Here is a 21,410-nt window from a genome sequence, read left to right on the forward strand (position 1 = left end):
GTTCCCGAGGCGCCGACCGCGCCGACCGACGGGCCCGAGTCACGACTCGAGGGGCACCACCAGCGCCTCGCCGTCGCGCTCGAACGTCGTTCCGAACGGCTCGGACAGGGCACGCATCCGTCGCCGAGACCACGCGGCCGCGTCCGGACTCGCCTCGTGGACCGCACAGCCGTCGATCTCGGTCGGCTCGAGCCGGAGGTCCTCGAGCGTTCCGTCCGAAGCCACGGCCAGCACGAACAGGAAGCTCCGATCGTTTCGCAGGTCGTCGTCGACCGCGTAGTCGTCGACGAAATCGCCCGCGTCGTAGAGTATCGGCGCCCCTTCGTCGACCTCGATCCCCTGGAACACGTGGGCGCTGTGGCCGTGGATCACGTCGACGCCCGCCTCGACCAGCCAGCGGCCGAACGCTCGGAACGACTCGGGCGGCTCCGTCACCATGTTCGGTCCCCAGTGCAGCGAGGCGACCAGCAGGTCGGGATCGGTCTCCCGGGCGCGCTCGAGCGCCTCGCGAACCCGCTCTCGGGTTTCCTCGTTCTCGCGGTCGATCTCGATCCAGGCGGTCCCCGGCGACGTCGCGTCGGCCGCGTACTCGGGCGTGTTGTCGGTGAACGAACACACGGCTACCTCGAGGCCGTGGGCGTCGCCGCCATCTCCGCCGCCGACCGTCACCACCGCCGGCTCGAGCGCTTCGTCGATCGTCTCGCCCGCGCCGCTCCGTTCGATACCGGCCGTGTCCAGGTGCTCGAGCGTGTCCCGCAGCGCCGCTTCTTCGTAGTCGAGCACGTGGTTGTTCGCGAGCGCACAGCCGTCCACGCCGGCGGCCTCGAGCGCGGGCACCGCCCAGTCCGGGTTCGCTCGGAAGTGAAAGGGGCGACGGGTTCGGCGCCACTTCTTCCCGCGCGTCGAGAGCGCACACTCGAGGTTGATCACGAGCGCGTCGAGTTCCCGCAGGCGCTCGAGGACGGTTCCCCAGACTGCGTCGACTGACCGACTTCGCTGGCGGTCGTCGACCAGCCGCCCGAGCATCACGTCGCCCGTGAAGCCGATTCGAAGGGCCATACGGAACGTATGCGGGCCATGGTGAAAATGCCGACACCGCTCGCCCCGAACATCAGCAATCGACGCTGGTCGGCTTTCGTTCCCCGAACGAGGCCGACCGAGGCACGCAGCGACTCGGGAACTCGTCTTCCGCCGTTCGATAGTTGACCGCCCTTTCGTTCCCGGGCGGGACTGAAAGGGGCCACGAACGCCGGTCCCAACCGGCGTTCGTGGGGGGTTTCGTCGACAGCTACAAACCCCGACGCCGCCATGTGACAGGTATGTACGTACTCGGTATCTGCGACCGCGGGGCCGACCGCGACGCCGTCAAGCGCGCGGTCGATCGAACGGTCGACTGTCTCGAGCGACGCGGCCGCGTCGGCGTCGTCAGCTACGACGCGACGATCGCCGACGGCCAGGCCATCCACGAGTCGAACGTCGTCGGCGGCGACGTCAGCTACGAACTGGGCGCCGACGGCGACTGGGCGGCGTCGGGAACGGGGCTGAACGTCGCCAACGCGCTGGATCGGCTGGCCGTCGAGTGCGAGTACGCGGTCGTCACCGGCATCTCAGACCTCCGCTATCCAACGGTTCTCATCGGCGACCGGGCGAGCGACCACTCCGACGACGACGTGCTCGCCGCCGTCGACGCACCCGGCGACCTCGACGTCGACGCCGTCGCCGACGCGCTCGAGGAAACCGAGCCACACCGAACCCTCGAGTCGCTGGTCGCTCGCGTCAAGCGCTCGCCGAACGCCGACCGCTCGGGAGCCATCGCGACCTTCACGGGACGCGTCCGCGCGAAAGACGACCCCGACGACGCGCGAACGGAGTACCTCGAGTTCGAGAAGTACGAGGGCGTCGCCGACGAGCGAATGGCGGCCCTCGAGGCCGACCTCGAGGAACGTGAGGGCGTCCTCGAGGTGGAACTCCACCACCGAACCGGCGTCGTGAGAGACGGCGAGGACATCGTGTTCGTCGTCGTCCTCGCGGGCCACCGCACCGAGGCGTTTCGGACCGTCGAAGACGGGATCAACCGCCTGAAAGACGAAGTTCCGCTGTTCAAGAAGGAGGTTACCGTCGACGACGAGTTCTGGGTCCACGAGCGCACGTGAGCGTGTCGGCGACGGCGCGCTCGAGTTTCGAACATATTATATTCCATGACCTATCGATTCAAAATACTCCACTGGACGGATCCCACGACAGTCTATTGCCGATGGTAGTCCAATCGGAGATAATGAATTAGCTCCGGCTATAAAACGTCTCGAGCGATTTTAGCAACTAGTGAACGATATCGAAACTGAGAATAAAACGTCCATTACCCCCCAGATCCCTGAACACAAACGAACTCCCACTAACCATCCTCCCTTTATAACATATCCCCGCCACAAGCGGCAGATGTCGATGAGCACGACAGCCCAACCCTCCACGGAACACAAAGAACAACGCCTGAAAGCCTACCTCCGCGAACGCGCAGAAGACGGAGAGCTGTACTTCAAAGGCAAGTTCATCGCGGACGACGTCGGCATGTCGCCCAAAGAGATCGGCGCGCTGATGGTCAAACTCTCGGAGTCGGCGACCGACCTCGAGGTCGAGAAGTGGTCGTACACGAGCGCGACGACCTGGCGCGTCGAGCCGGCGTGATCGCTGTCGTGTTTCGGCGCGAACGATCACCACGGTCACACGCCATCCAACACACACGCACACACTGACCGTACCCTGAACGCACGCTGAACCGTTGACGCGACGGATCTCCGATCCGTCCGACGACAGGCACGCCGGACTCCAGTGGGTCCGCGTCGCCCCCAATTGGTCCCTTCCTTCCGCGATGGGCCGACTGCGGTGTCGGCCCCGCAACTTCGTCCGAGTAGTCGCGACCTCGACGACAGCCGATTTATACTGCGGGGCCCTGACTCACCGATGATGGAGGACCCCGAATCGGCCGGAGTCGGGACGTCGCAGTCGACGGAGCCGGGATTCCGGGACGGACCGCCGCTCGAGCGCATCGAGTCGGTCTTTCGAGTCTACGAACGACGGACTGACGGCGAGCAATTGCTCTACTACGGCGACCCGCTGGTCCACCCCGAACGGGCGATTCAGGAGCTGTGGCCCGTGTTCCGCGAAAACGGCTACGAAGCGCGGCTGACGAGACGCCACGGCGAGATCGTCCTCGTCGCCGAACCGGTCAGTATCGGCGTCGACGGGATCCCGTGGACGAACGTCTTCCTGTTGCTGGCGACGGTCGTTTCGACGATGTTCGCCGGGGCGCTGTGGTACCAGATTGACCCCTTTGCGAACCCGACCGACGTCTGGCGCGCCTGGCCGTTCACCGTCGCGGTGCTCGGCGTTCTCGGCGTCCACGAGTTGGGACACTACGTTATGAGTCGCTACCATCAGGTCGACGCCTCGCTGCCGTACTTCATTCCCTTCCCGACGATCATCGGAACGATGGGCGCCGTGATCAAGCTCAAGGGACAGATGCCGAACCGGAAGGCGCTGTTCGACATCGGCGTCGCCGGACCGCTGGCCGGGCTCGTCGCCACGGTCGCGGTCACCGTCATCGGGCTACACCTACCGCCGACGACGGTTCCGGAGGCGGTCGCACAGGAGGGCGAGGGCGCGATTCAACTCGGCATCCCGCCGATGCTCGAGTTGATCGCGGCGGCGACCGATCAGCCGCTGTACCTGGACGATCCGACGACGAACGTCAACCCCGTCGTCGTCGGGGCCTGGGTCGGGATGTTCATCACGTTCCTCAACCTGATCCCCGTCGGACAGCTCGACGGCGGGCACATCCTCCGGGCGATGGCCGGCGAGTACCACGCGACGATCAGTTCGCTCGTCCCGGGCGTCCTGTTCGTCCTCGCCGGCTACCTCTACTACGTGGCCGACTACGGCCTGCAGACCGTCTTCATCTGGGTCTTCTGGGGGTTCCTGACGGCCGTTTTCGCCGCCGCGGGAGCCGCGCGGCCGATCACGGACGAACAACTCGATCCCGGTCGGTACGCCGTTGGCCTGCTCACGTTCGGACTCGGCGCGCTCTGTTTCATGCCCGTGCCGTTGCAGGTGGTCTAAGTCTAAGCGCTCGCCGCCGATCGTGCCCCGGGCTACGCGGTGCCCTTACTCTCCGTGCGTATACCCGCAGTCTTCGAGTTCGTCGCCGTCGAGCGTGACCCCCGCAGCCGGGTCCGTGACCGTTCCGAGCACCGAGAGTTCGACGTCGATCGCCGAACGAACCGCCTCGAGCGCATCGTCCGGAACCGTCGCGACGAGTTCGAAGTCCTCGCCGAACGTGGTCGCTCGCTCGAGGACCTCGGTCTCGTCGTCGACGAGGTCCTGGAGCGTTTCGGAGACTGGAATCGGCGCCGATTCGATCGCGAACCCGCAGTCGCTGGCGGCCGCGAGCTGGTGGAGCGAGCGGGCGAGCCCGTCGCTCGAGTCCATCAGCGCCGTCGCGTGGGGGGCGAGCGCCCGACCCGCGGCCACGCGAGGTTCGAAACAAAAACAGTCGTTCGCTCGCTCGAGGGCGTCGGCATCGCCCTCGACGGCGTCGCCGTCTCGAGCCCCGCGTTCGAACAGCTCGAGGGCGGCGGCGCTGCGGCCCAGGGTTCCGGTCACGCAGACGAGATCCCCGGGTTCGGCCCCGCTACGGGGGACGGGATCGTCGGTTCGCCCGATCGCGGTCGTCGTGACGGTGAACTCCTGGTGGTCGTCCAGGTCGCCGCCGACGTACTCGGCTCCGACGCGTTCGCAGACGTCGGTCGCGCCGCGAACGAACTCGAGGAGTTCCTCGCGGTCGAACTCGGGGGCGGCGTAGGCTGCGACCGCCGCGGTCGCCTCGGCGCCCATCGCGGCGACGTCCGATAGCGACGCGCCGACCGATCGCCAGCCGGCCGTGTACCGCGTCGTCCCCGCGGGAAAGTCCGTCCGCTCGTGGAGCATGTCCGTCGTAATCACGAGGTCGTCGACGACGGCGGCGTCGTCGCCGACGGGCTCGAGTTCGTCTTCCAGCAGCGCCAGCGCGGCGCGTTCGTCCATACTGCTGGGTTTCGGTCCCAGGACGAAAAACGACCCGGACCGCGCCGGAACCGTCACTGCCGTCGACAGATCGCGACCGGAGACGGGACGTCAGTACCGGCCGCTACCGAAATCGGCTCGCGGAGAGCGGGGCGGACGCAACGTCCGCCTTCGGCGCCAGCCGGACGCTGCGCGAGAGATACGATGGTCTTAAATGCCGCCGACGGGAACCAGACGCCAATGGCTACGATGTACGACGTTCCGGCGGACGACCTCATCGAGGCGCTCGCCGACGAACTCGAGGACCGACTCGACGAACCCGACTGGAGCAAGTTCACCAAAAGCGGCGTCGACCGCGAGCTCCCACCGGAACAGGAGGACTTCTGGGCCACCCGCGCGGCCAGCCTCCTGCGGAAGGTCGCCGACCGCGGTCCCGTCGGCGTCGAGCGGCTCTCGACCGAGTACGGCGGCTCCAAGAGCGGCTCGAACCGCTACCAGGTCGCCCCCGACAAGCGCGCCGACGGCTCGAAGAACCTCATCCGAACGATCCTCCAGCAGCTCGAGGAAGAGGATCTCGTCGAGACCGCCGAGGGCGAGGGACGACGCATCACCGCAGAGGGACAGAGCCTGCTCGACGACACCGCCGGCTCCGTTCTCGAGGAACTCGACCGTCCGGAACTCGAGCGCTACGCGTAGAGACGAGCACCCGTTTTCACGTCGCAGCAACCCGCGAGCACCGCCAGTAGCGACGCCGGTCCGTAATCATTTTCCGCCGGGCGACCCAACGTGGTCGTATAGCTATGAGCGGCGCACCTGACGAGGAGAAACTCGAGGAACTGCGACAGCAGAAGATGGAAGAGCTCCAGGACCGCGCGGAGGGTCAGCAGGGCGACGCCGGACAGGAGGCGGCCAAACAGCAGGCCGAAGCCCAGAAGAACGCCCTCCTTCGCCAGCACCTGACCGACGAGGCGCGAAAGCGACTCAACACGGTCAAGATGAGCAAGCCGGAGTTCGGCGAACAGGTCGAACGACAGGTCGTCACCCTGGCTCGCAGCGGCCGCATTCAGGGCAAGATCGACGACGACAAGATGAAACAGCTCCTTCAGGAACTCAAGCCCGATTCCCAGAGCTTCGACATCAAGCGGCGCTGATGGAGCTCGGACTGCTCTACAGCGGCGGCAAGGACTCGACGCTCGCGGCCCTTCTCCTCGAGGAGTTTTACGACGTGACGCTCGTGACGGGACACTTCGGCGTCAGCGACGACTGGGAACACGCCCGCGCGACCGCCGACCGCCTCGGGTTCGCGTTCGAGCGCCTCGAACTCGACTCGGAGGTCGCCCGTGAGGCCGCCGACAGGATCCGCGAGGACGGTTTTCCGCGCAACGGCATCCAGCGGGTCCACCAGCACGCACTCGAGCGACTGGCCGCCGCGGAGCCCGGATACGACGCCGTCGCCGACGGGAGCCGACGGGACGATCGCGTGCCGACGGTCTCCCGAGCGCAGGCCCAGAGCCTCGAGGATCGCCACGACGTCGACTACATCGCCCCGCTCTCGGGGTTCGGTCGCACCGCCGTCGACCGGCTCGTCGAGGCCCGACTCGAGGTGACCGTCGGCCCGAGCGAGGAGATCGACCGAGCCGACTACGAGGCGGAGTTACGGCGCCTCATCGCCGACGCGGACGGCCCCCAAGCTGTCGACGAGATCTTTCCGGATCACACGCAGACGTACGTGACGGACGTCTACCGGTAAGCCGGTGAGACGCCGTCGCTGTTGACGTCGAGGGACTATTTATGCGACGCCGTCAGTTGGTGAACTCGAACCTGGCGCCGCCGCTCTCGCTTTCCGTGATCGTCACCGACCAGCCGTGGGCGTCGGCGATCGCACGAACGATCGCGAGGCCGAGTCCGGAGCCGTCCGCCGCGGTGGAGTACCCCTGCTCGAGGACCATCTCGCGTTCGTCTTCGGGGATCCCCGGGCCGTCGTCCTCGATGAAGAACCCGCTCGAGCAGGGGCCGACGCGGATGTGGACGTCGTCGGAGCCGTGCGCTACCGAGTTCCGAAAGCAGTTTTCGAAGAGTCGCTTGGCGCGCAACGGATCGACCTGGAGCGTTCGGTGGCCGACGACTTCGTACGTCGCGTCCGCGGTTTCCGTCGCCGCCCAGGCGTCGCCGGCGAGTTCGGCGAGCGGGACGTCGTAGGTTTCCTCGACTTGCGTCCCGCTGCGGGCGACCGACAACGATTCCTCGATCAAGTTGTCCATCCGCACCAGCGCCGCGTCGACCTCCGTCAGATGTTCTGCCTTCCCGGTCTGGAACGCCGCGTCGAGTCGCCCCTGGGCGACGCTCAGCGGATTTCGAAGGTCGTGGCTGACGACGCTTGCGAACTCCTCGAGGCGCTCGCTCTGGCGGCGCGCCTCGCGGGTCGCGATCCGCTGTTTGATGTCGAAGAGGCCGGCGATCGTCCCGGCGCCGACGCCGAGCGTTCCGCCCATCAACAGCAGGTACAGCGGGGAGTGAGCGCCAGTTCCCTCGAGGTAGGCCACGTAGAGGTGAAGCGACGTGACGACGAACGCGGCGAGAAAGCCCCCGAGCGCGTACGCGAAGACGGTGAGGCGATCCCTGATCGAGATACCCTGCGCGACCAGAAACCGATCGGCGAGGACGACCGCAGTCGCCGTCACCAGCGGAAAGATGCTCTCGAGGAGCGCCTGCGTCGTCACGCTCTCGCCGGCGATTCGAACGCCGATCGTCGCCGCGAGAACGAATCCGAGCACCGAAAGCGGAGAAACCGGCAACTGATCACCGATCTCCGAAACCCAGTCGTCGACCACACCTTGCACGAGCAAACGCAGTACGTAGAGAGATATCAACGTATGGGAATATCCCGTCAGCGGAGACGTATTACCAACCTGTCGCTGGGTCGAACGAAATTACGCGGCGACTCGTCGACCCGGACGGCCAGCGTCGCGGTCAATAACAGCATAGAAGTTCGCCCTGCTCGAACGACCCTGTATGTACGATCGGATCAAAGGGTTTCGTGACTTCTATCCCGGCGAGATGGGCGCCAGACGGGCGACCATCGACACGATAGAGGACGCCGCCCGTCGGTACGGCTTCCGCGAGATCGGGACGCCGGCCCTCGAGCGCGCGGAGCTGTGGACCGACAAGAGCGGCGACGACATCGTCGAGGAACTCTACTCCTTCGAGGACCAGGGCGGCCGTCACGTCACGCTGACGCCCGAGCTGACGCCGACCGTCGCGCGGATGGTCGTGGCGAAACAACAGGCGCTCTCGAAGCCGATCAAGTGGTTCTCGACGCGGCCGTTCTGGCGCTACGAGCAGGTCCAGCAGGGCCGCCAGCGCGAGTTCTACCAGACCAACGTGGACATCTTCGGCTCCGCGGAGCCCGAAGCGGACGCCGAGATCCTCGCGTGGGCCGCCGACGCGCTGACGAGTCTGGGGCTCACCGACGAGCACTTCGAGTTCCGCGTCTCCCACCGCGACATCCTCGGCGGCGTCTTCGAAAGCCTCGAGGCCGACGTCGACGTCGACGACGCGATCCGCGCCGTCGACAAGTCGGACAAGCTCTCGACCGCCGAGTACCACGACCTGCTGATCGGCGCCGGGCTCTCCGCGGACCAGGCCGTCGAGGTCGACGATCTGATCTCGAGCGGCGACCTCGAGGCCGTCGAATCGTTCGCCGACACCGAGCGCGTGACGGCGGCGATCGAGAACCTTCAGAACGTTCTCGACGCTGCGGCGGACTTCGGCGCCCGCGAGCACTGTACGATCTCGCTCGAGACGGCCCGCGGACTCGACTACTACACGGGCGTCGTCTTCGAGTGTTTCGACTCCACCGGCGAGGTCTCGCGGTCGATCTTCGGTGGCGGGCGCTACGACGACCTCATCGAGTCCTTCGGCGGCCAGCCGACACCCGCGGTCGGCGTCGCGCCGGGACACGCCACGCTGGCGCTGCTCTGTCAGCGCGCGGGCGTCTGGCCCGAGGAGGCGGTGTCGACGGACTACTACGTGCTCCAGATCGGTGACACGCGCTCTGAGGCGGCTCGGATCTGTCGCGAACTGCGCGAGCGGGGCCACGTCGTCGAGACCGACGTCGCCGGTCGCTCCTTTGGCTCGCAGCTGAACTACGCGGACTCGATCAACGCCGAGACGGTCGTCATCGTCGGCGAACAGGACCTGGCCAACGACGAGGTCACGATCAAGGACATGGACTCCGGCGACCAGACGCAGGTTCCCGTCGACGAGTTCCCCGGGGAGCTCGAGCGACCGACGTTCGACGAGTTCGCCTGATACGGTTTACTGTCCGTCAGGTCCGGCGCACCCGCGACCCGGGCGGCGGGTGCGCCGGGACATCGGGACATCGGGACAGCAATCCGTATGAGTCACTCGACTCGTCTGCATTGCCCGAGAGACGACGAGAGAACGGCACCGGCTCGCTGCATCGGATTCTCCGCTCTCGGGAGATATCACGAGCTATTTTTTGTCGGTCACGAAACGAACGCCCATGGCAACGGCCGTGGTCGTTCGACTCCCGCTTGCCGAGATTCCGCTCGGGGCGGTACTCGAGCGCGATTTCGCTCGTCGGATCGAATTCGAACGCGTCGTCCCGAGCGACGGAGATACCGTCCCGTTCTTCTGGCTCTGGGACGTCGCCGACGACGGCGTCGAGGAGGCGATCCGCGAGACGGAGATGGTCCGCTCGCTCGAGGAGATCTCTCGGACCGCGGCGGGGCGACTCTACCGGGCCGAGTGGAGCGAATCGATCGAGGGGTTCGTTCGGAGCGTCGGCGAAATCGGCGTCACGATCACGGCGGGGAACGGAACGAGTTCCGGCTGGGAGTTCGAACTCCGATTCGCGGATCGCGAGCAGGTTCGAACGTTTCAGACCTACTGCGAGGAGCGCGGCGTTGACCTCGAAATCGTTCGGATCTACACCGTCCGCGAGGGGACGCCCGGAGCCGGAACCGGAAACGGGAACGGCGCGACCGACTACGGGCTCACCGACGAGCAACGCGAGACACTCCAGCGGGCGTACGCCGAGGGCTACTTCGACCGGCCGCGTGGCGTCACGCAATCCGAACTCGCCGAGGAGTTCGGGGTCGGCCAGCGCTCGATCTCGAGCCGGCTCCGTCACGGACTCGGAACGCTTGTCGGGTCCACCGTCGCGGCGGGCCTCAAGGAGGGGGAGGACGGCGACGGTTCGGAGTGAACGAGCCCGTCCGGAACGATCGAGCCGCGACGGTGGCAGGTCCGAGTCGCAGGGCCCATCATTAACTACCGCGTCGGCGTACGACGCCCGATGGCCGACGCCGACAGCCGTCCGAACGTTCTCTTCGTCCTCACAGACCAGGAGCGATACGACTGCAGCGCGCCCGAGGGACCGCCGGTCGAGACCGAAGCGATGGATCGGCTCTCGAGCGAAGGGATGCGCTTTACGCAGGCGACGACGCCGATCAGCATCTGTACGAGCGCCCGCGCGTCGCTCATGACCGGACTGTTTCCCCACGGACACGGGATGTTAAACAATAGCCACGAGGCCGACGCGATCCGCCCCAACTTACCGCCGGAGCTGCCGACGTTCTCGGAGCTGCTGGCCGACAGCGGTTACGACCTGAGCTACACCGGAAAGTGGCACGTGGGCCGCGATCAGACGCCCGAAGAGTTCGGCTTTTCCTACCTCGGCGGCAGCGACAAACACCACGACGACATCGACGAGGCGTTCCGCGAGTACCGCGCCGAGCGGGGCGTTCCGGTCGACGAGGTCGATCTCGAGGACGAACTCTACACGGGCGACGATCCGCGAGACGACAGCGAGGGAACGTTCGTCGCCGCGAAAACGCCGGTCGACGTCGAGGGAACCCGCGCGTACTTCCTTGCCGAGCGGACGATCGATGCAATCGAGGCGCACGCGGACGCGGCGGACGGGGCGGGGGAACGCGAAGACGGGGACGACGCTCCGTTCTTCCACCGCGCCGACTTCTACGGTCCCCACCACCCCTACGTCGTCCCCGAGCCCTACGCCTCGATGTACGATCCCGACGAGATCGAACCGCCCGAGAGCTACGCCGAAACGTACGACGGGAAACCGCAGGTCCACGAAAACTACCTGCACTATCGCGGTGCCGACGGCCTCGAGTGGGACCACTGGGCCGAGGCCATCGCGAAGTACTGGGGGTTCGTCACGATGATCGACGAGCAACTCGAGCGGATCCTCGAAACGCTCGAGGACCGCGGGCTGGCCGACGAGACGGTCGTCGTCCACGCCGCCGATCACGGCGACTTCGTCGGCGCTCACCGCCAGTTCAACAAGGGACCGCTGATGTACGACGACACCTACCGGATCCCGCTGCAGATTCGGTGGCCCGGCGTGACCGAACCGGGAACGACCTGTGAGGCCCCCGTCCACCTCCACGATCTGGCGTCGACGTTCCTCGAGATCGGCGGCGTCGACGTCCCCGACTCGTTCGACTCGCGGAGTCTGGTCCCGCTGCTCGAGGCCGGCGGCGACTCGACTCGCGTTCCGGCGGCGTGGCCCGACGCCACCTTCGCCCAGTACCACGGCGACGAGTTTGGCCTCTATACGCAGCGGATGGTCCGGACGAAGCGGTACAAATACGTCTACAACGGGCCGGACGTCGACGAACTGTACGATCTCGAGGCCGATTCCGCCGAACTGCAGAATCTGATCGACCATCCCGCGTACGGCGACGTCCGCGAGGAAATGCGCGAGCGACTGATCGAGTGGATGCGCGAAACGGACGACCCGAATCAGGGCTGGGTGCCGGACGTGCTTCGGTCCGCGACGTAGCGTGGACGCGTACCACCGGCCGGCTCGTGTCGGAGCGACGAAATGACGAAAAGTCCACAACTGATCGGTGGTTCAAACACCGCCTGGATATAGCCATCACAGATAAATGACTTCACATCCGAGGACGAACGGCTATTCCTTCTCAGGTTCACGAATGAAAAGAATCTACGAATGTTCGCTATATCGAACGGAGATAGCCAGTCGGGCCGTCGTCGACTGACGGCAGTCGGCGTGCTCGCACTGCTATTTATCGTGTCCGTTGGTACCGTAGTGGGGCCGATTGCCGCGGGTGGACTCGGCGGCGCTGCCGCCGTGTCGGATCAGCCGGACGAACACGCAGTCGAGAACGCCCCGCTCGAGACGGCAGAACACCAGTCAGCGACGTCTGAAACGCTCGCATCGGCGTCGACTGGCGAATCGGATTACGAAGTCGTGCCGTCGAACGCGAGCGCAGCGCCGGGGGAGCGCGTCACGGTAGACATCGACGCTCGCACGCTGATCGACGACCACGACGATGCGGACATTACGGGATACGACCTCCACGTCGAGTACGACGACGACCACCTCGCCTTCACGGGCGCCGAAACGTACCTCGACGACGACGAGGAACTCGAGGTCGATTCGGGAGACGGTACGGCCGCCGTCGAGTGGACGCCAAGCGGCTTCGAGATCATCGGGGACAGCATCGTCGGCGCGATAACCGGCGGCGACGCGTCGCCGAACATGGACGTCACGCTCGTCACGCTCGAGTTCGCCGTGGTCGGCGACCCCGGCGAAACGGCCGCCGTCGACGTCGACGACGCCTCGACGATGTGGAGCGGCGTGACCGGCCTCTCCGAGTACGACAATGACGACGTCAGGTGGGGCTCGAGCACCGTCACGGTCGAGGGCGAGCCGAGCGACGGGGAGAACGGAGACGGCGAGAACGGGGAGGACGACGATGAAAACGAGAGCGACCAGCGAGGGCACGCCGAATTCACGGCTACCGGCCAGGGCGGCTACATCTCGTTCGACGAAGCGAGCCAGAGCGACGCCGAGAGCGAGGGCGTCGCGTTCCCGAGCGAAGCCGACGGCGAGACGATTCAGATGGAGGGGATCGTCCTCGAGGACGGAACCTGGGAGTCGACCGGCGTTTCGTTCCCGACGCTCGATGCCGGTCCGGTCGACGCCGAAGTAGAGGCCCGCGACGGTCTCTCCGGGGAGATCGACCGGGAGACGGGGGCGATGACGCTCGAGGGCGAGTTGACGGTTCTCGTCGACGGTGACGAGGATCGGCAGTTCAGCTTCGATATCGCCGGAACGACGGGAGACAGCGGCGAACTGCGCGGCGCCGGCGAGGTCGACGGCGACGAGTTGGCGGTGACGCTCGTCGACAACGAGTTCCTCGTCGAGGACACGACCGGCGATACGGTTATCGACAGCGCGCTCGGCTTGCCGTCGACCCAGGCGGGCAACAACTGGTTCGAACTCGATCTCGACCTCGACGTCGACGAGACCGAATCGCCCACCGGAACGGTCGAGGGCGTCGTCGCGGACGAAGACGGCGAGCCGATCGACGGCGCAACCGTCGAGACCGAAGATGGGCTCACGTCGACGCAAACCGACGCTTACGGGACGTACGACCTCGTCCTCGATCCGGGGACCGCCGAACTACAGGTCGACGCAGAGGGGTACGCCGAGACGACCGTCGAGATCGACGTCGCCGAAGCCGAGACGACCGAGCGAGATATCACGCTCGAGGCGGCCGACGCCGAGTTCGACGTCTCGGTCGACGCCGAGGACGCGAGCCCCGGCGAGACGGCGACGGTAACCGGGACCGTCGAGAACGCCGGCGACGGCGCCGGAACGCAGGACGTCACCGTCTCGGCCGGCGACGAATCGGTCACCGAGACCGTCGAGCTAGGGCCCGGCGAGTCGGAGACCGTGACCCTCGAGTGGGACGTCGAGGACGACGTCGACGAGTACACGGCCGGGATCGAAAGCGACGACGACAGCGCGACGACTGCCGGTGACGTCGTCGACTCCGACGGTGGTGACGCCGACGATGGCGACGGAGACGACGGCGACGAGGTCGACGTCGACGAGGACGACGACACGTTCGTCGCTCACAGTCAGGGCGGGTTCATCTCCTTCGCCGAAGATGCAGACCGCGACGAGGCGCTCGCGGAGGGCCTCGAGTTCCCGACCCAGGGTGAAGACGACGAGCACATCCGGATCGTGGGCGTCGTCGACGACGGCGAGTGGGAGTCGACCAGCATCGTCTTCCCGAACCTCGAGACCGATTCGGGTATCGAAGCCGAAGTGTCCGCGCCGAACGGTCTCGAGGGCGAAATCGACGAGGAGAGCGGTGAGATGACCGTCCGCGGCGAACTCGAGGTCGCGATCGAGGGCGATTCCAGCAGGCAGTTCGCCTTCGATATCGACACGACGACCGGGACGAGCGGCGCTCTCGATGGCAGCGCGGAGTTCGACGACGAGGGCGAGAACGCGGCGGTGACGCTCGTCGACAACGAGTTCCTCGTCGAGGATACGACGGGCGACAGCATCATCGATTCGGAGCTCGACCTGCCCGCGGACGACGCGGGAACGAACTGGTTCGAACTCGATCTCGATCTCGAACTCGACGTCGACGAGGAGACGGCCGAAGAGGCGAGCGAGGGCGGCTCCGACGAAAGCGACGGATCTGACGACGAACCCGAAGCGCCGTCGACCGGGAGCGCCTCGACCATCGTGACCGGAATCGGCTACATCGTCGGGGCACTCGGCGCGGTTTCGGCCGTCGGCGCGCTCGGTGTGGGACTGTTCCGACGATTCGCCGCTGGTGCATCGTCAGACAGCGTCGAGTTGACCCGTTACGACTAGGGAATTGAAGCGGGAAACGGCGGATGCTCTCTGTCCACCATTTCCCGCTTCTCCGGGACGTCGTGACGGTAGCTCCAAGTGCTGTTGGTGGTCGAGGCGAATCCGCCGCCCCGCAGGGTGGCAGCGGATTCGCCGACTACGCCGTCGTCTCGTTGCATCTGAGACCGTCTTCTCGGTGAGTAAGCGTACGCTTGGAAAGGCGTGCGTGAGCGAAGTTGGCACCGTGAATCACGTGAAATCGTTCAGATGTGTGTCGTCTCCAACACCAAGCGTGCTGTGTGCTAGCTAAGTACAGTAAAGTATGGCGATTCATCACGGCCGCCGATTCGGATCGTAACGAACGCCGAACGATTCTCCCCGCGGCCGGTTCCGAACAGGCCGAGCGGCTATTGCACTGTGGCGCCTCGTTTCACCCGTTGTGCAACAGCTGCGCCCGGCACTCGGGGCAGTACCGGAAGATGCTCTCCGCGGCGTGGGGTGCGAGGCTCTCCACGCGATCGCCGACCCGTTTTTCGATCGCGTCGGCGGTCGCCTCGCTCGTGTACTGGCGGCCGCAGCCGGCACACGAGAGCATCGACCCCTCGTAGACCCGCGTCCACGCGGGCTCGGGGTCGTCCGCCGCGCCGTTTTCGGGTAGCATGGTCAGATCGAGTCCCTGCTCGACGCTCATCACGTTCTCGACGCAGACCTCTTCGCAGAGCCCGCAGTTGACACAGCGCTCGTGGTTGAACTCGAGGCCGTCGTCGGTTCGCCGGAGGGCGTCGGTCGGACAGTAGTTCGTACACGTCGGCGTAAGCGTACAGCCGTCGTCGACCGTGACGACGCCGAAGTTCTCGAGGCCGCGGACGACCTCTCGCTCGGGCTCGGCGTGCGCTACGATCGCGCGAACGCTCTCTAAGGCCCAGGCGTGGGTGTCGAACTCGGGAGTCTCGCGCTCCTCGTCGTCCAGTTCGCCGCTGGCCTCGTGCTCGCCGACCGGCACCGGCGAGGCCTCGAGTTCGGTGACGGCGAACTGCGAGAGTGCTTCGACGAACGCTTCGGGATCGGCGGGGTCGGGCGCGAAAAACGAGACGCGCTCGCCGAGTCCGAGGTCGGTCGTCGCCCGGTTGACGCGGCGGACCAGTTCGGCCTTCGGATCGGGCCCCGAGTGGAGACAGCTCCCGCCGCAGCCGACGATGGCGACGCCGTCCGCGCCGGCCGCCAGCGCGTGGAGGACGTGCGCTTCGCCGACCGTGTCGGTGCAGTTGACGTCGACGGGAAGGATCGGCGGGTACTCGAGGTCGGCCCGGCCGGCGGCCGCCAGTCGGCCGTACTCCCGGATTGCCTCGCCGGCGCGCTCCGAGCAGACGAAGGCGACGATCGGCGTTTCGATGCTCGCACTCGAGCCGCCGAGCAGGCCGCTGACGAAGCCGTCGCCGCCGGTCGGCGCGAGCAGCGCCTCGACCTCGCGGGCGATGCGCTCGTTGCTCGGCTCCTCGAGTCGGGTCGCGCCCGTCGGACAGACGCTGGTGCAGGCCCCGCAGTTCTGACAGCTGTCGAGGTGGAACTCGACCTCGTCGATCGCGACGCGTTCGGCCGCGCCGTGGGGACAGGCGTCCGAACAGGCGGTACAGCCCTGCTCACCCGAGCCGGCGCCCGAGGCACAGACGTCCATCTCGAGATCGAGGAAGTCCGGGCCTTCGAAGCCGCCCAGCAGCCGTTCGACCTCGTCGATCGTCCCCGGAGTGACCGTGCCGGTGTGGAATCCGCGTTGGCCGCCGACGGTGCCGTCGTCGCCGTCGGGGTAGATCACCTGGTCGCAGCCGATCGTCCGCTGCACTCCGTCCATCTCGATGGCGTCGGTCGGACAGACCTCGGTCCACTCGCCGTCGGGCGCGTCCGGATCGATATCGACGGGACGGCGCGTCACCAGCCCGTCCGGGCCGGCGCGGACGCACTTCATACAGGAGATGCAGTCGTCGGTCACCCGAGCCTCGAGCGTCACCTCGAACTCGCCGTACGTGCCGTCGACGTCGACGACGCGGCCGCGTTCGACGGTGACGCCCTCGAGGTCGGCGTCGGTCGCCGCCAGCTCCCGGCCGTCGGCGAGCAGGGTGACGTCCGCCGCGCCGGCGATGGCGTCGGCCGCGTCGGCGTCGCCCACGACGACGACCTCGTGACCGGCGCGGTGGATCGACGACCGCGGCATCGACTCCGTTCGTCGGCCGGCCAGCGCCGCGTTGACGAGCCGCGAGGTCTTGGCGGTCGCGGCCTCCCGTTCGTGGACCCAGCCCGCGCTCTCGCGCTGATCGACGAAGGTGACGTCTTCGGGGAAGATCCCGTTCTCCTCGGCGACGCGCTCGATCTTCTCCTGGGCCTTCGCCTCCGGACAGGTGACGACTAGTTCGTCCAGGTCGTACTCTTCAGCGAGCTGGTCGACGGCGCCGAGTGTCTCCCCACAGAGCAGCCGCGAACTCGCCGCCACCGCCACGCCCTCGACGTCGTCCCGCGCCTCCTCGAGGTCGACGTCACAGGTCCCGGCACACGAGCAGAGGAACGCACCCACGTTCATAGTGAACACGTAACGTGGCTATCGGAGGTAAACCTGTTGTGGTATCCGATTCACTGAGAGTCCGTCCGACGCCGGCTGTCGGTCGCGCTCACGAGATCAACTCGGCGCTGTCGGCCGAAATCTCGACGCTAACATCCTGTCGAGTTTGCTCGCTGATCTGATCGAGGTTTCGCGTCAGGACCTCGATGATGTCCGCGGGTTCGGGGTAGACGAGGACGCTCCCCTCGTCGTCTTCGATCACGAGCTGGGTGTCTCGCAGCGTCACGGTGTCGTTTTCGATGCCCGCAACGGTCACGTCCATCGCCGCCGCCGTCCCCGAGTCGCCCTCTTCGACTTTCGTGATGTAGACCGCGTCGAGGTTGAGGAGGTCCTTGTACTCGCGGACCTGCTCGGCGCAGGCGACCATGTCCGTCGTGATCGCCGTCTTCTGCTCGTTGCCGTGGTCGCCGGTGTAGCAGTGTTTACACACCCGCAGTTCCATCTGCATGGTCGCTCGTTCGGCTTCCCGGACCATGATGGTTGCGACCACACACCACGACCTGGCTGGACGACTTCGCGAGAGCGGCGCGAGACACTCTCAGCGGACTCACCGTCGGAGTCTCACTCAGAGCGGTCAGAAACTGGCGCCATATTCTACACTGAAGAGATTACAAAAACTATACAGTACCGGACTGTGCCGATGGAAGTATGCCCGCCATAGAAACGACGGCCCTCACGAAGCGATACGGCGATTCCGTCCTCGCCGTCGACGATCTCGATCTGACCGTCGACGACGGCGAGATCTTCGGCTTTCTCGGCCCCAACGGCGCCGGGAAGTCGACGACGCTCAACATGCTGTTAGATTTCGTCCGCCCCACCAGCGGGAGCGTCACCGTCCTCGGCTACGACGCACAGACCGAGATCCACGAGATTCGCAAGCGGATCGGCGTCCTCCCGGAGGGGGCGACGCTCTACGAGCGCCTGACCGCCCGCGAACACGTCGAGTGGGTCGCGGACACGAAAAACGCGGATCCCGATGTCGACGCCCTCCTAGAGCGCGTCGGCATTCTCGAGGACGCCGACCGGGCCGCCGGCGGCTTCTCGAAGGGGATGCGCCAGCGGCTCGGACTCGGCATGGCGTTGGTCGGCGAACCGGACCTCCTCTTGCTCGACGAGCCCTCGAGCGGGCTCGACCCGGCGGGGATGCAGGAGATGCGCGAGATCCTCCGCGAGGAGGCCGACCGCGGCACGACGGTCTTCTTCTCGAGTCACATCCTCGGCGAGGTCGAGGCCGTCTGTGACCGCATCGGCATCATGAGCGAGGGGACGCTCGTCACGACCGGGACGATCGACGACCTGCAGGGCGAACTCGACCTCGGCGCGTCCATCTCGCTCGAGGTCGCGAGCGTCCCCGAGGACCTCGCCCTCGAGTCTCTCGAGGGCGTCCGCTCGGTCGCCGTCGAGGGAACGACGATCACGGCGACCTGCGTCGACCCCGCCGTCAAGGTCGACGTGGTCGAGCGGGTCGCCGCGGCGACGGCCGTCGAGGACATCATCTCGGAGGACGCCTCGCTCGAGGAGTTGTTCAACACCTACACGCACGGTCGCGGCCGCGGACGGAACGATTCCGAGGCCGCTCCCGACGAACCGGTCCGGACGGCGGAGGTGGAGGCATGAGCATCGCCTCGGTCGCGAGGAAGGACTTCCTCGACGTTCGTCGGGCGAAGATCGTCTGGTTCGTCGCCAGCCTCTACCTGTTGATCGCCGTGTTGATGTTCTACTTCGGCCAACAGGGGGTCGACGACCCCGAGTTCCACAACGCCTTGCTGGCGCTGAGCGGAAACGGGGCGATACTCATTCCGTTGATCGCGCTCGTAACCGCCTACCTGGCGATCGCCGGCGAACGCGAGTCCGGGAGCATCAAGTACATGCTCTCGATTCCGAACAGTCGCCGCGACGTCGTCCTCGGGAAGTTCATCAGTCGATCGGCCATCGTCGTCGGCTCGATCCTCGTCGCCTTCGCCCTCGCCGGCGCGCTCGGCCTCCTCTGGTATCCGTCGGTCGACGTCGGGATGTTCGTCGGCGCCCTCGCGCTGACGACGCTCTTTACGCTTACCTACGTCTCGGTCGCGATCGGCATCTCCGCCGTCTCCGCCTCCCGGTCGCGGGCGATGGGCGGTGCGATCGCCGTCTACTTCGTGACGACCGTTCTCGCAAATCTGATACGGACGGGTCTCGACTGGGTGTTCAACGATATCGCCGGTCTCGGACTCTCCTCGGACGCCCTCACGTTTACCGAATCGGCGCTCAGCCCGATGAACGCGTTCTTCCGTTCGCTGGGGCTGGTCCTCCCGGACGACCTCGCGGTGACCGCCCCGGACAATCCGTGGTATCTCGAGCCAGAACTGATGCTCGTCGTCCTGTTCGTGTGGCTGCTCGTCCCGCTCGCGATCGGTATCATCCAGTTCGAACGAGCCAATCTGGGCTAATTTCTGGCCCCTCCAGCGACGGAGACCTCGCCGTCGTCGCGACCTCGAGCGCCTCGAAGCGAGAGCGGTCGATGCCGAGACTCGAGTCGCCGTCCGCGACGGAACGCGAGCGTCCCATCCCCGTCCGCGTCCGTGTCCGCCGACGGCGCCCTCACTCGGCCGATGGATCCTCGCGCTCGCGCAGGTCGGCCCGGCGGACCTTTCCCGTGGCCGTCTTCGGCAGTTCCTCGAGGAACTCGATCGATCGTGGGTACTCGTACTGCGCCAGTCGCTCGCGGACGTGGTTTTGGAGGGTCGACTCGAGGGTCGCCGGATCGTCGTCGACGCCGTCGGCGAGGACGACGTACGCGTTCGGCACCTCGCCGCGCTCGTCGTCCGGCACGCCGATCACCGCCGCGTCGGCGACGGCGTCGTGCTGGGCGAGACTCTCCTCTACCTCCTCGGGACCGATTCGGTAGCCGGCGCTGATGATCACGTCGTCCTTCCGGCTCGTGAACGCGACGTAGCCGTCCTCGTCGATAGTGCCGAGATCCTCGGTGAGTAGCCACCCGTTTTGCACCTTTCGCCCCGTCTTTTCGGGTTTGTTGAGGTACTCCTTGAAGCAGACGGGATCTCCCTCGTACCTGACCGCGATCTCCCCAACCTCGCCCGTCTCGACGGTGGGTTCGGCCGTCTCCGGATCGACGATCCGCACGTCGTGGCCTGGTGCGGCCAGGCCCATCGTCCCCTCGCGAAACTCCGCGAGCGCGGTACAGTCGCCGATGAGCAGGTTCGCTTCCGTCTGTCCGTACCCCTCGTGGACCGCCGCGCCGTCGAAGGTCTCGACCGCCCAGTCGACGATGCTCTGACCGAGGGATTCCCCGCCGCTGGGGATCACCCTGACCGAGTCCACGTCGTAGCGACTGGCGGGGTCGTCGACCTGCATCATCATCCGCAGGGCCGTCGGCGGCGCGAAGAAATTCGTCACGTCGTAGCGCTCGAGGAGTCCGAACGCCGCCTCGGGATCGAACTCGCCGCCGTCGTAGGCGAGGAGCGTCTTCCCGTAGTACAGCCCGGGGAACACGACGTCGAACAGCGAGGCGACCCACGCCCACGCCGCGGGCGTGAAGTAGACGTCGTCCTCGCCGAGGGTCATGTTACAGAACGTCGTGACGAACAGCGGGAGGTGACCGAGCAGCATCCGGTGGGCGTGCAAGACGCCTTTCGGATCGCCGGTCGTGCCGCTCGTGTAGATGATGATCGCGTCGTCCTCCGCGTCGGTGTCGACGGTTTCGAACGACGCGGACGCGCCGTCGACGACATCCCAGAACGCGCGCTCGCCCGCTCCGTCGCGCGCCTCGGCGTCGCCGACCGTCAGCACGGTCTCGAGCGAGGGCACGTCGTCGCGGGCCTCCCGAGCGGCCTCGAGGTTCGACTCGTCGACGACGCAGACGCGCGACTCGCTGTCGTCGAGGCGATAGGCGAGCGCGTCGGGACCGAACAGCGTCGAGAGCGGGACGGAGACGGCACCCAGCTTCCAGGCGGCGACGTGGGTGAACAGGTTCTCCGGTCCCTGAGGGACGTTCACGCCGATTCGATCGCCCCGTTCGACGCCCAGCTCGGCGAGGGCTGTCTCTTATACACATCTCTGATGGCGCGAGGGAGG

General features: G+C 66.5%; 18 protein-coding genes and 1 pseudogene. 13 read left to right on the top strand and 6 right to left on the bottom strand.

Going from position 1 to position 21,410, the window contains the following annotated elements:
- Positions 1-39: 39 nt before the first annotated feature.
- Positions 40-1,059 carry a CapA family protein gene (locus C493_RS13270; protein ID WP_007259964.1) on the bottom strand — a complete coding sequence of 340 codons (1,020 nt, stop codon included), beginning with the start codon at positions 1,057-1,059 and terminating at the stop codon, positions 40-42.
- 260 nt (positions 1,060-1,319) lie between these two features.
- Between C493_RS13270 and C493_RS13275 the strand changes: the two genes are divergently transcribed.
- The 3 genes from C493_RS13275 (at position 1,320) to C493_RS13285 (ending at position 4,113) form a co-directional block, all read left to right on the top strand.
- Positions 1,320-2,153: a molybdopterin synthase gene (locus C493_RS13275; RefSeq protein WP_007259965.1), complete on the top strand. Its 834-nt coding sequence runs from the start codon at positions 1,320-1,322 to the stop codon at positions 2,151-2,153.
- Between the two features lie 283 nt (positions 2,154-2,436).
- The gene (locus tag C493_RS13280; protein ID WP_007259966.1) at positions 2,437-2,682 is read left to right on the top strand and encodes a DUF7123 family protein; all 246 of its coding nucleotides are present in this window, start codon (positions 2,437-2,439) and stop codon (positions 2,680-2,682) included.
- Positions 2,683-2,961: 279 nt separating this feature from the next.
- Complete coding sequence (locus tag C493_RS13285) at positions 2,962-4,113, top strand: site-2 protease family protein (protein ID WP_007259967.1); 1,152 nt, start codon at positions 2,962-2,964, stop codon at positions 4,111-4,113.
- Between the two features lie 45 nt (positions 4,114-4,158).
- On the opposite strand, the gene thiL is transcribed toward C493_RS13285, so the two are convergent.
- On the bottom strand, positions 4,159-5,076 hold the full coding sequence (gene thiL / locus C493_RS13290; RefSeq protein WP_007259968.1) for a thiamine-phosphate kinase: 918 nt from the start codon (positions 5,074-5,076) through the stop codon (positions 4,159-4,161).
- A gap of 219 nt (positions 5,077-5,295) precedes the next feature.
- On the opposite strand from thiL, the gene C493_RS13295 reads away from it, so the two are divergent.
- The 3 genes from C493_RS13295 (at position 5,296) to C493_RS13305 (ending at position 6,805) form a co-directional block, all read left to right on the top strand.
- The gene (locus C493_RS13295; protein ID WP_007259969.1) at positions 5,296-5,751 is read left to right on the top strand and encodes a 30S ribosomal protein S19e; all 456 of its coding nucleotides are present in this window, start codon (positions 5,296-5,298) and stop codon (positions 5,749-5,751) included.
- A 104-nt stretch (positions 5,752-5,855) separates the two neighbouring features.
- On the top strand, positions 5,856-6,206 hold the full coding sequence (locus tag C493_RS13300; protein WP_007259970.1) for a DNA-binding protein: 351 nt from the start codon (positions 5,856-5,858) through the stop codon (positions 6,204-6,206).
- Positions 6,206-6,805, top strand: coding sequence for a DUF7411 family protein (locus C493_RS13305; RefSeq protein WP_007259971.1), 600 nt, complete (start codon positions 6,206-6,208; stop codon positions 6,803-6,805). The genes C493_RS13300 and C493_RS13305 overlap by 1 nt, the downstream gene beginning before the upstream one ends.
- 52 nt (positions 6,806-6,857) lie before the next feature.
- On the opposite strand, the gene C493_RS13310 is transcribed toward C493_RS13305, so the two are convergent.
- Positions 6,858-7,895, bottom strand: a complete 1,038-nt coding sequence (locus C493_RS13310; protein WP_049889356.1) for a sensor histidine kinase — start codon at positions 7,893-7,895, stop codon at positions 6,858-6,860.
- Positions 7,896-8,067: 172 nt separating this feature from the next.
- On the opposite strand from C493_RS13310, the gene hisS reads away from it, so the two are divergent.
- The 5 genes and pseudogenes from hisS to C493_RS22710 form a co-directional block, all read left to right on the top strand.
- Positions 8,068-9,366, top strand: coding sequence for a histidine--tRNA ligase (hisS, locus tag C493_RS13315; RefSeq protein WP_007259973.1), 1,299 nt, complete (start codon positions 8,068-8,070; stop codon positions 9,364-9,366).
- Positions 9,367-9,580: 214 nt separating this feature from the next.
- Positions 9,581-10,285 carry a helix-turn-helix domain-containing protein gene (locus C493_RS13320; protein WP_007259974.1) on the top strand — a complete coding sequence of 235 codons (705 nt, stop codon included), beginning with the start codon at positions 9,581-9,583 and terminating at the stop codon, positions 10,283-10,285.
- Positions 10,286-10,375: 90 nt separating this feature from the next.
- On the top strand, positions 10,376-11,884 hold the full coding sequence (locus C493_RS13325; RefSeq protein ID WP_007259975.1) for a sulfatase-like hydrolase/transferase: 1,509 nt from the start codon (positions 10,376-10,378) through the stop codon (positions 11,882-11,884).
- Positions 11,885-12,154: 270 nt separating this feature from the next.
- Positions 12,155-14,746 carry a carboxypeptidase regulatory-like domain-containing protein gene (locus C493_RS13330; RefSeq protein ID WP_007259976.1) on the top strand — a complete coding sequence of 864 codons (2,592 nt, stop codon included), beginning with the start codon at positions 12,155-12,157 and terminating at the stop codon, positions 14,744-14,746.
- A 30-nt stretch (positions 14,747-14,776) separates the two neighbouring features.
- Positions 14,777-14,904, top strand: a pseudogene (locus C493_RS22710) (IS5/IS1182 family transposase); the annotation flags it as partial.
- Positions 14,905-15,155: 251 nt separating this feature from the next.
- On the opposite strand, the gene C493_RS13335 reads toward C493_RS22710, so the two are convergent.
- Positions 15,156-17,297, bottom strand: coding sequence for a hydrogenase iron-sulfur subunit (locus tag C493_RS13335; protein ID WP_007259977.1), 2,142 nt, complete (start codon positions 17,295-17,297; stop codon positions 15,156-15,158).
- 88 nt (positions 17,298-17,385) lie between these two features.
- Positions 17,386-17,784 (bottom strand): hypothetical protein, encoded by a 399-nt coding sequence (locus C493_RS13340; protein WP_007259978.1) that lies wholly within the window; start codon positions 17,782-17,784, stop codon positions 17,386-17,388.
- A gap of 200 nt (positions 17,785-17,984) precedes the next feature.
- Here C493_RS13340 and C493_RS13345 point away from each other — a divergent pair, with 200 nt between their 5' ends.
- Both C493_RS13345 and C493_RS13350 read left to right on the top strand, forming a co-directional pair.
- Entirely contained in the window at positions 17,985-18,953 is a 969-nt protein-coding gene (locus tag C493_RS13345) for an ABC transporter ATP-binding protein (protein WP_007259979.1), read from the top strand.
- The gene (locus tag C493_RS13350) at positions 18,950-19,765 is read left to right on the top strand and encodes an ABC transporter permease (protein ID WP_007259980.1); all 816 of its coding nucleotides are present in this window, start codon (positions 18,950-18,952) and stop codon (positions 19,763-19,765) included. The genes C493_RS13345 and C493_RS13350 overlap by 4 nt, the downstream gene beginning before the upstream one ends.
- A gap of 151 nt (positions 19,766-19,916) precedes the next feature.
- Here the strand turns inward: C493_RS13350 and C493_RS13355 are convergent, their stop codons facing one another.
- Entirely contained in the window at positions 19,917-21,362 is a 1,446-nt protein-coding gene (locus C493_RS13355) for an acyl-CoA synthetase (protein WP_083912412.1), read from the bottom strand.
- Between the last annotated feature and the right edge of the window lie 48 nt (positions 21,363-21,410).

This window comes from Natronolimnohabitans innermongolicus JCM 12255 (genome assembly GCF_000337215.1).
Lineage (GTDB): Archaea > Halobacteriota > Halobacteria > Halobacteriales > Natrialbaceae > Natronolimnohabitans > Natronolimnohabitans innermongolicus.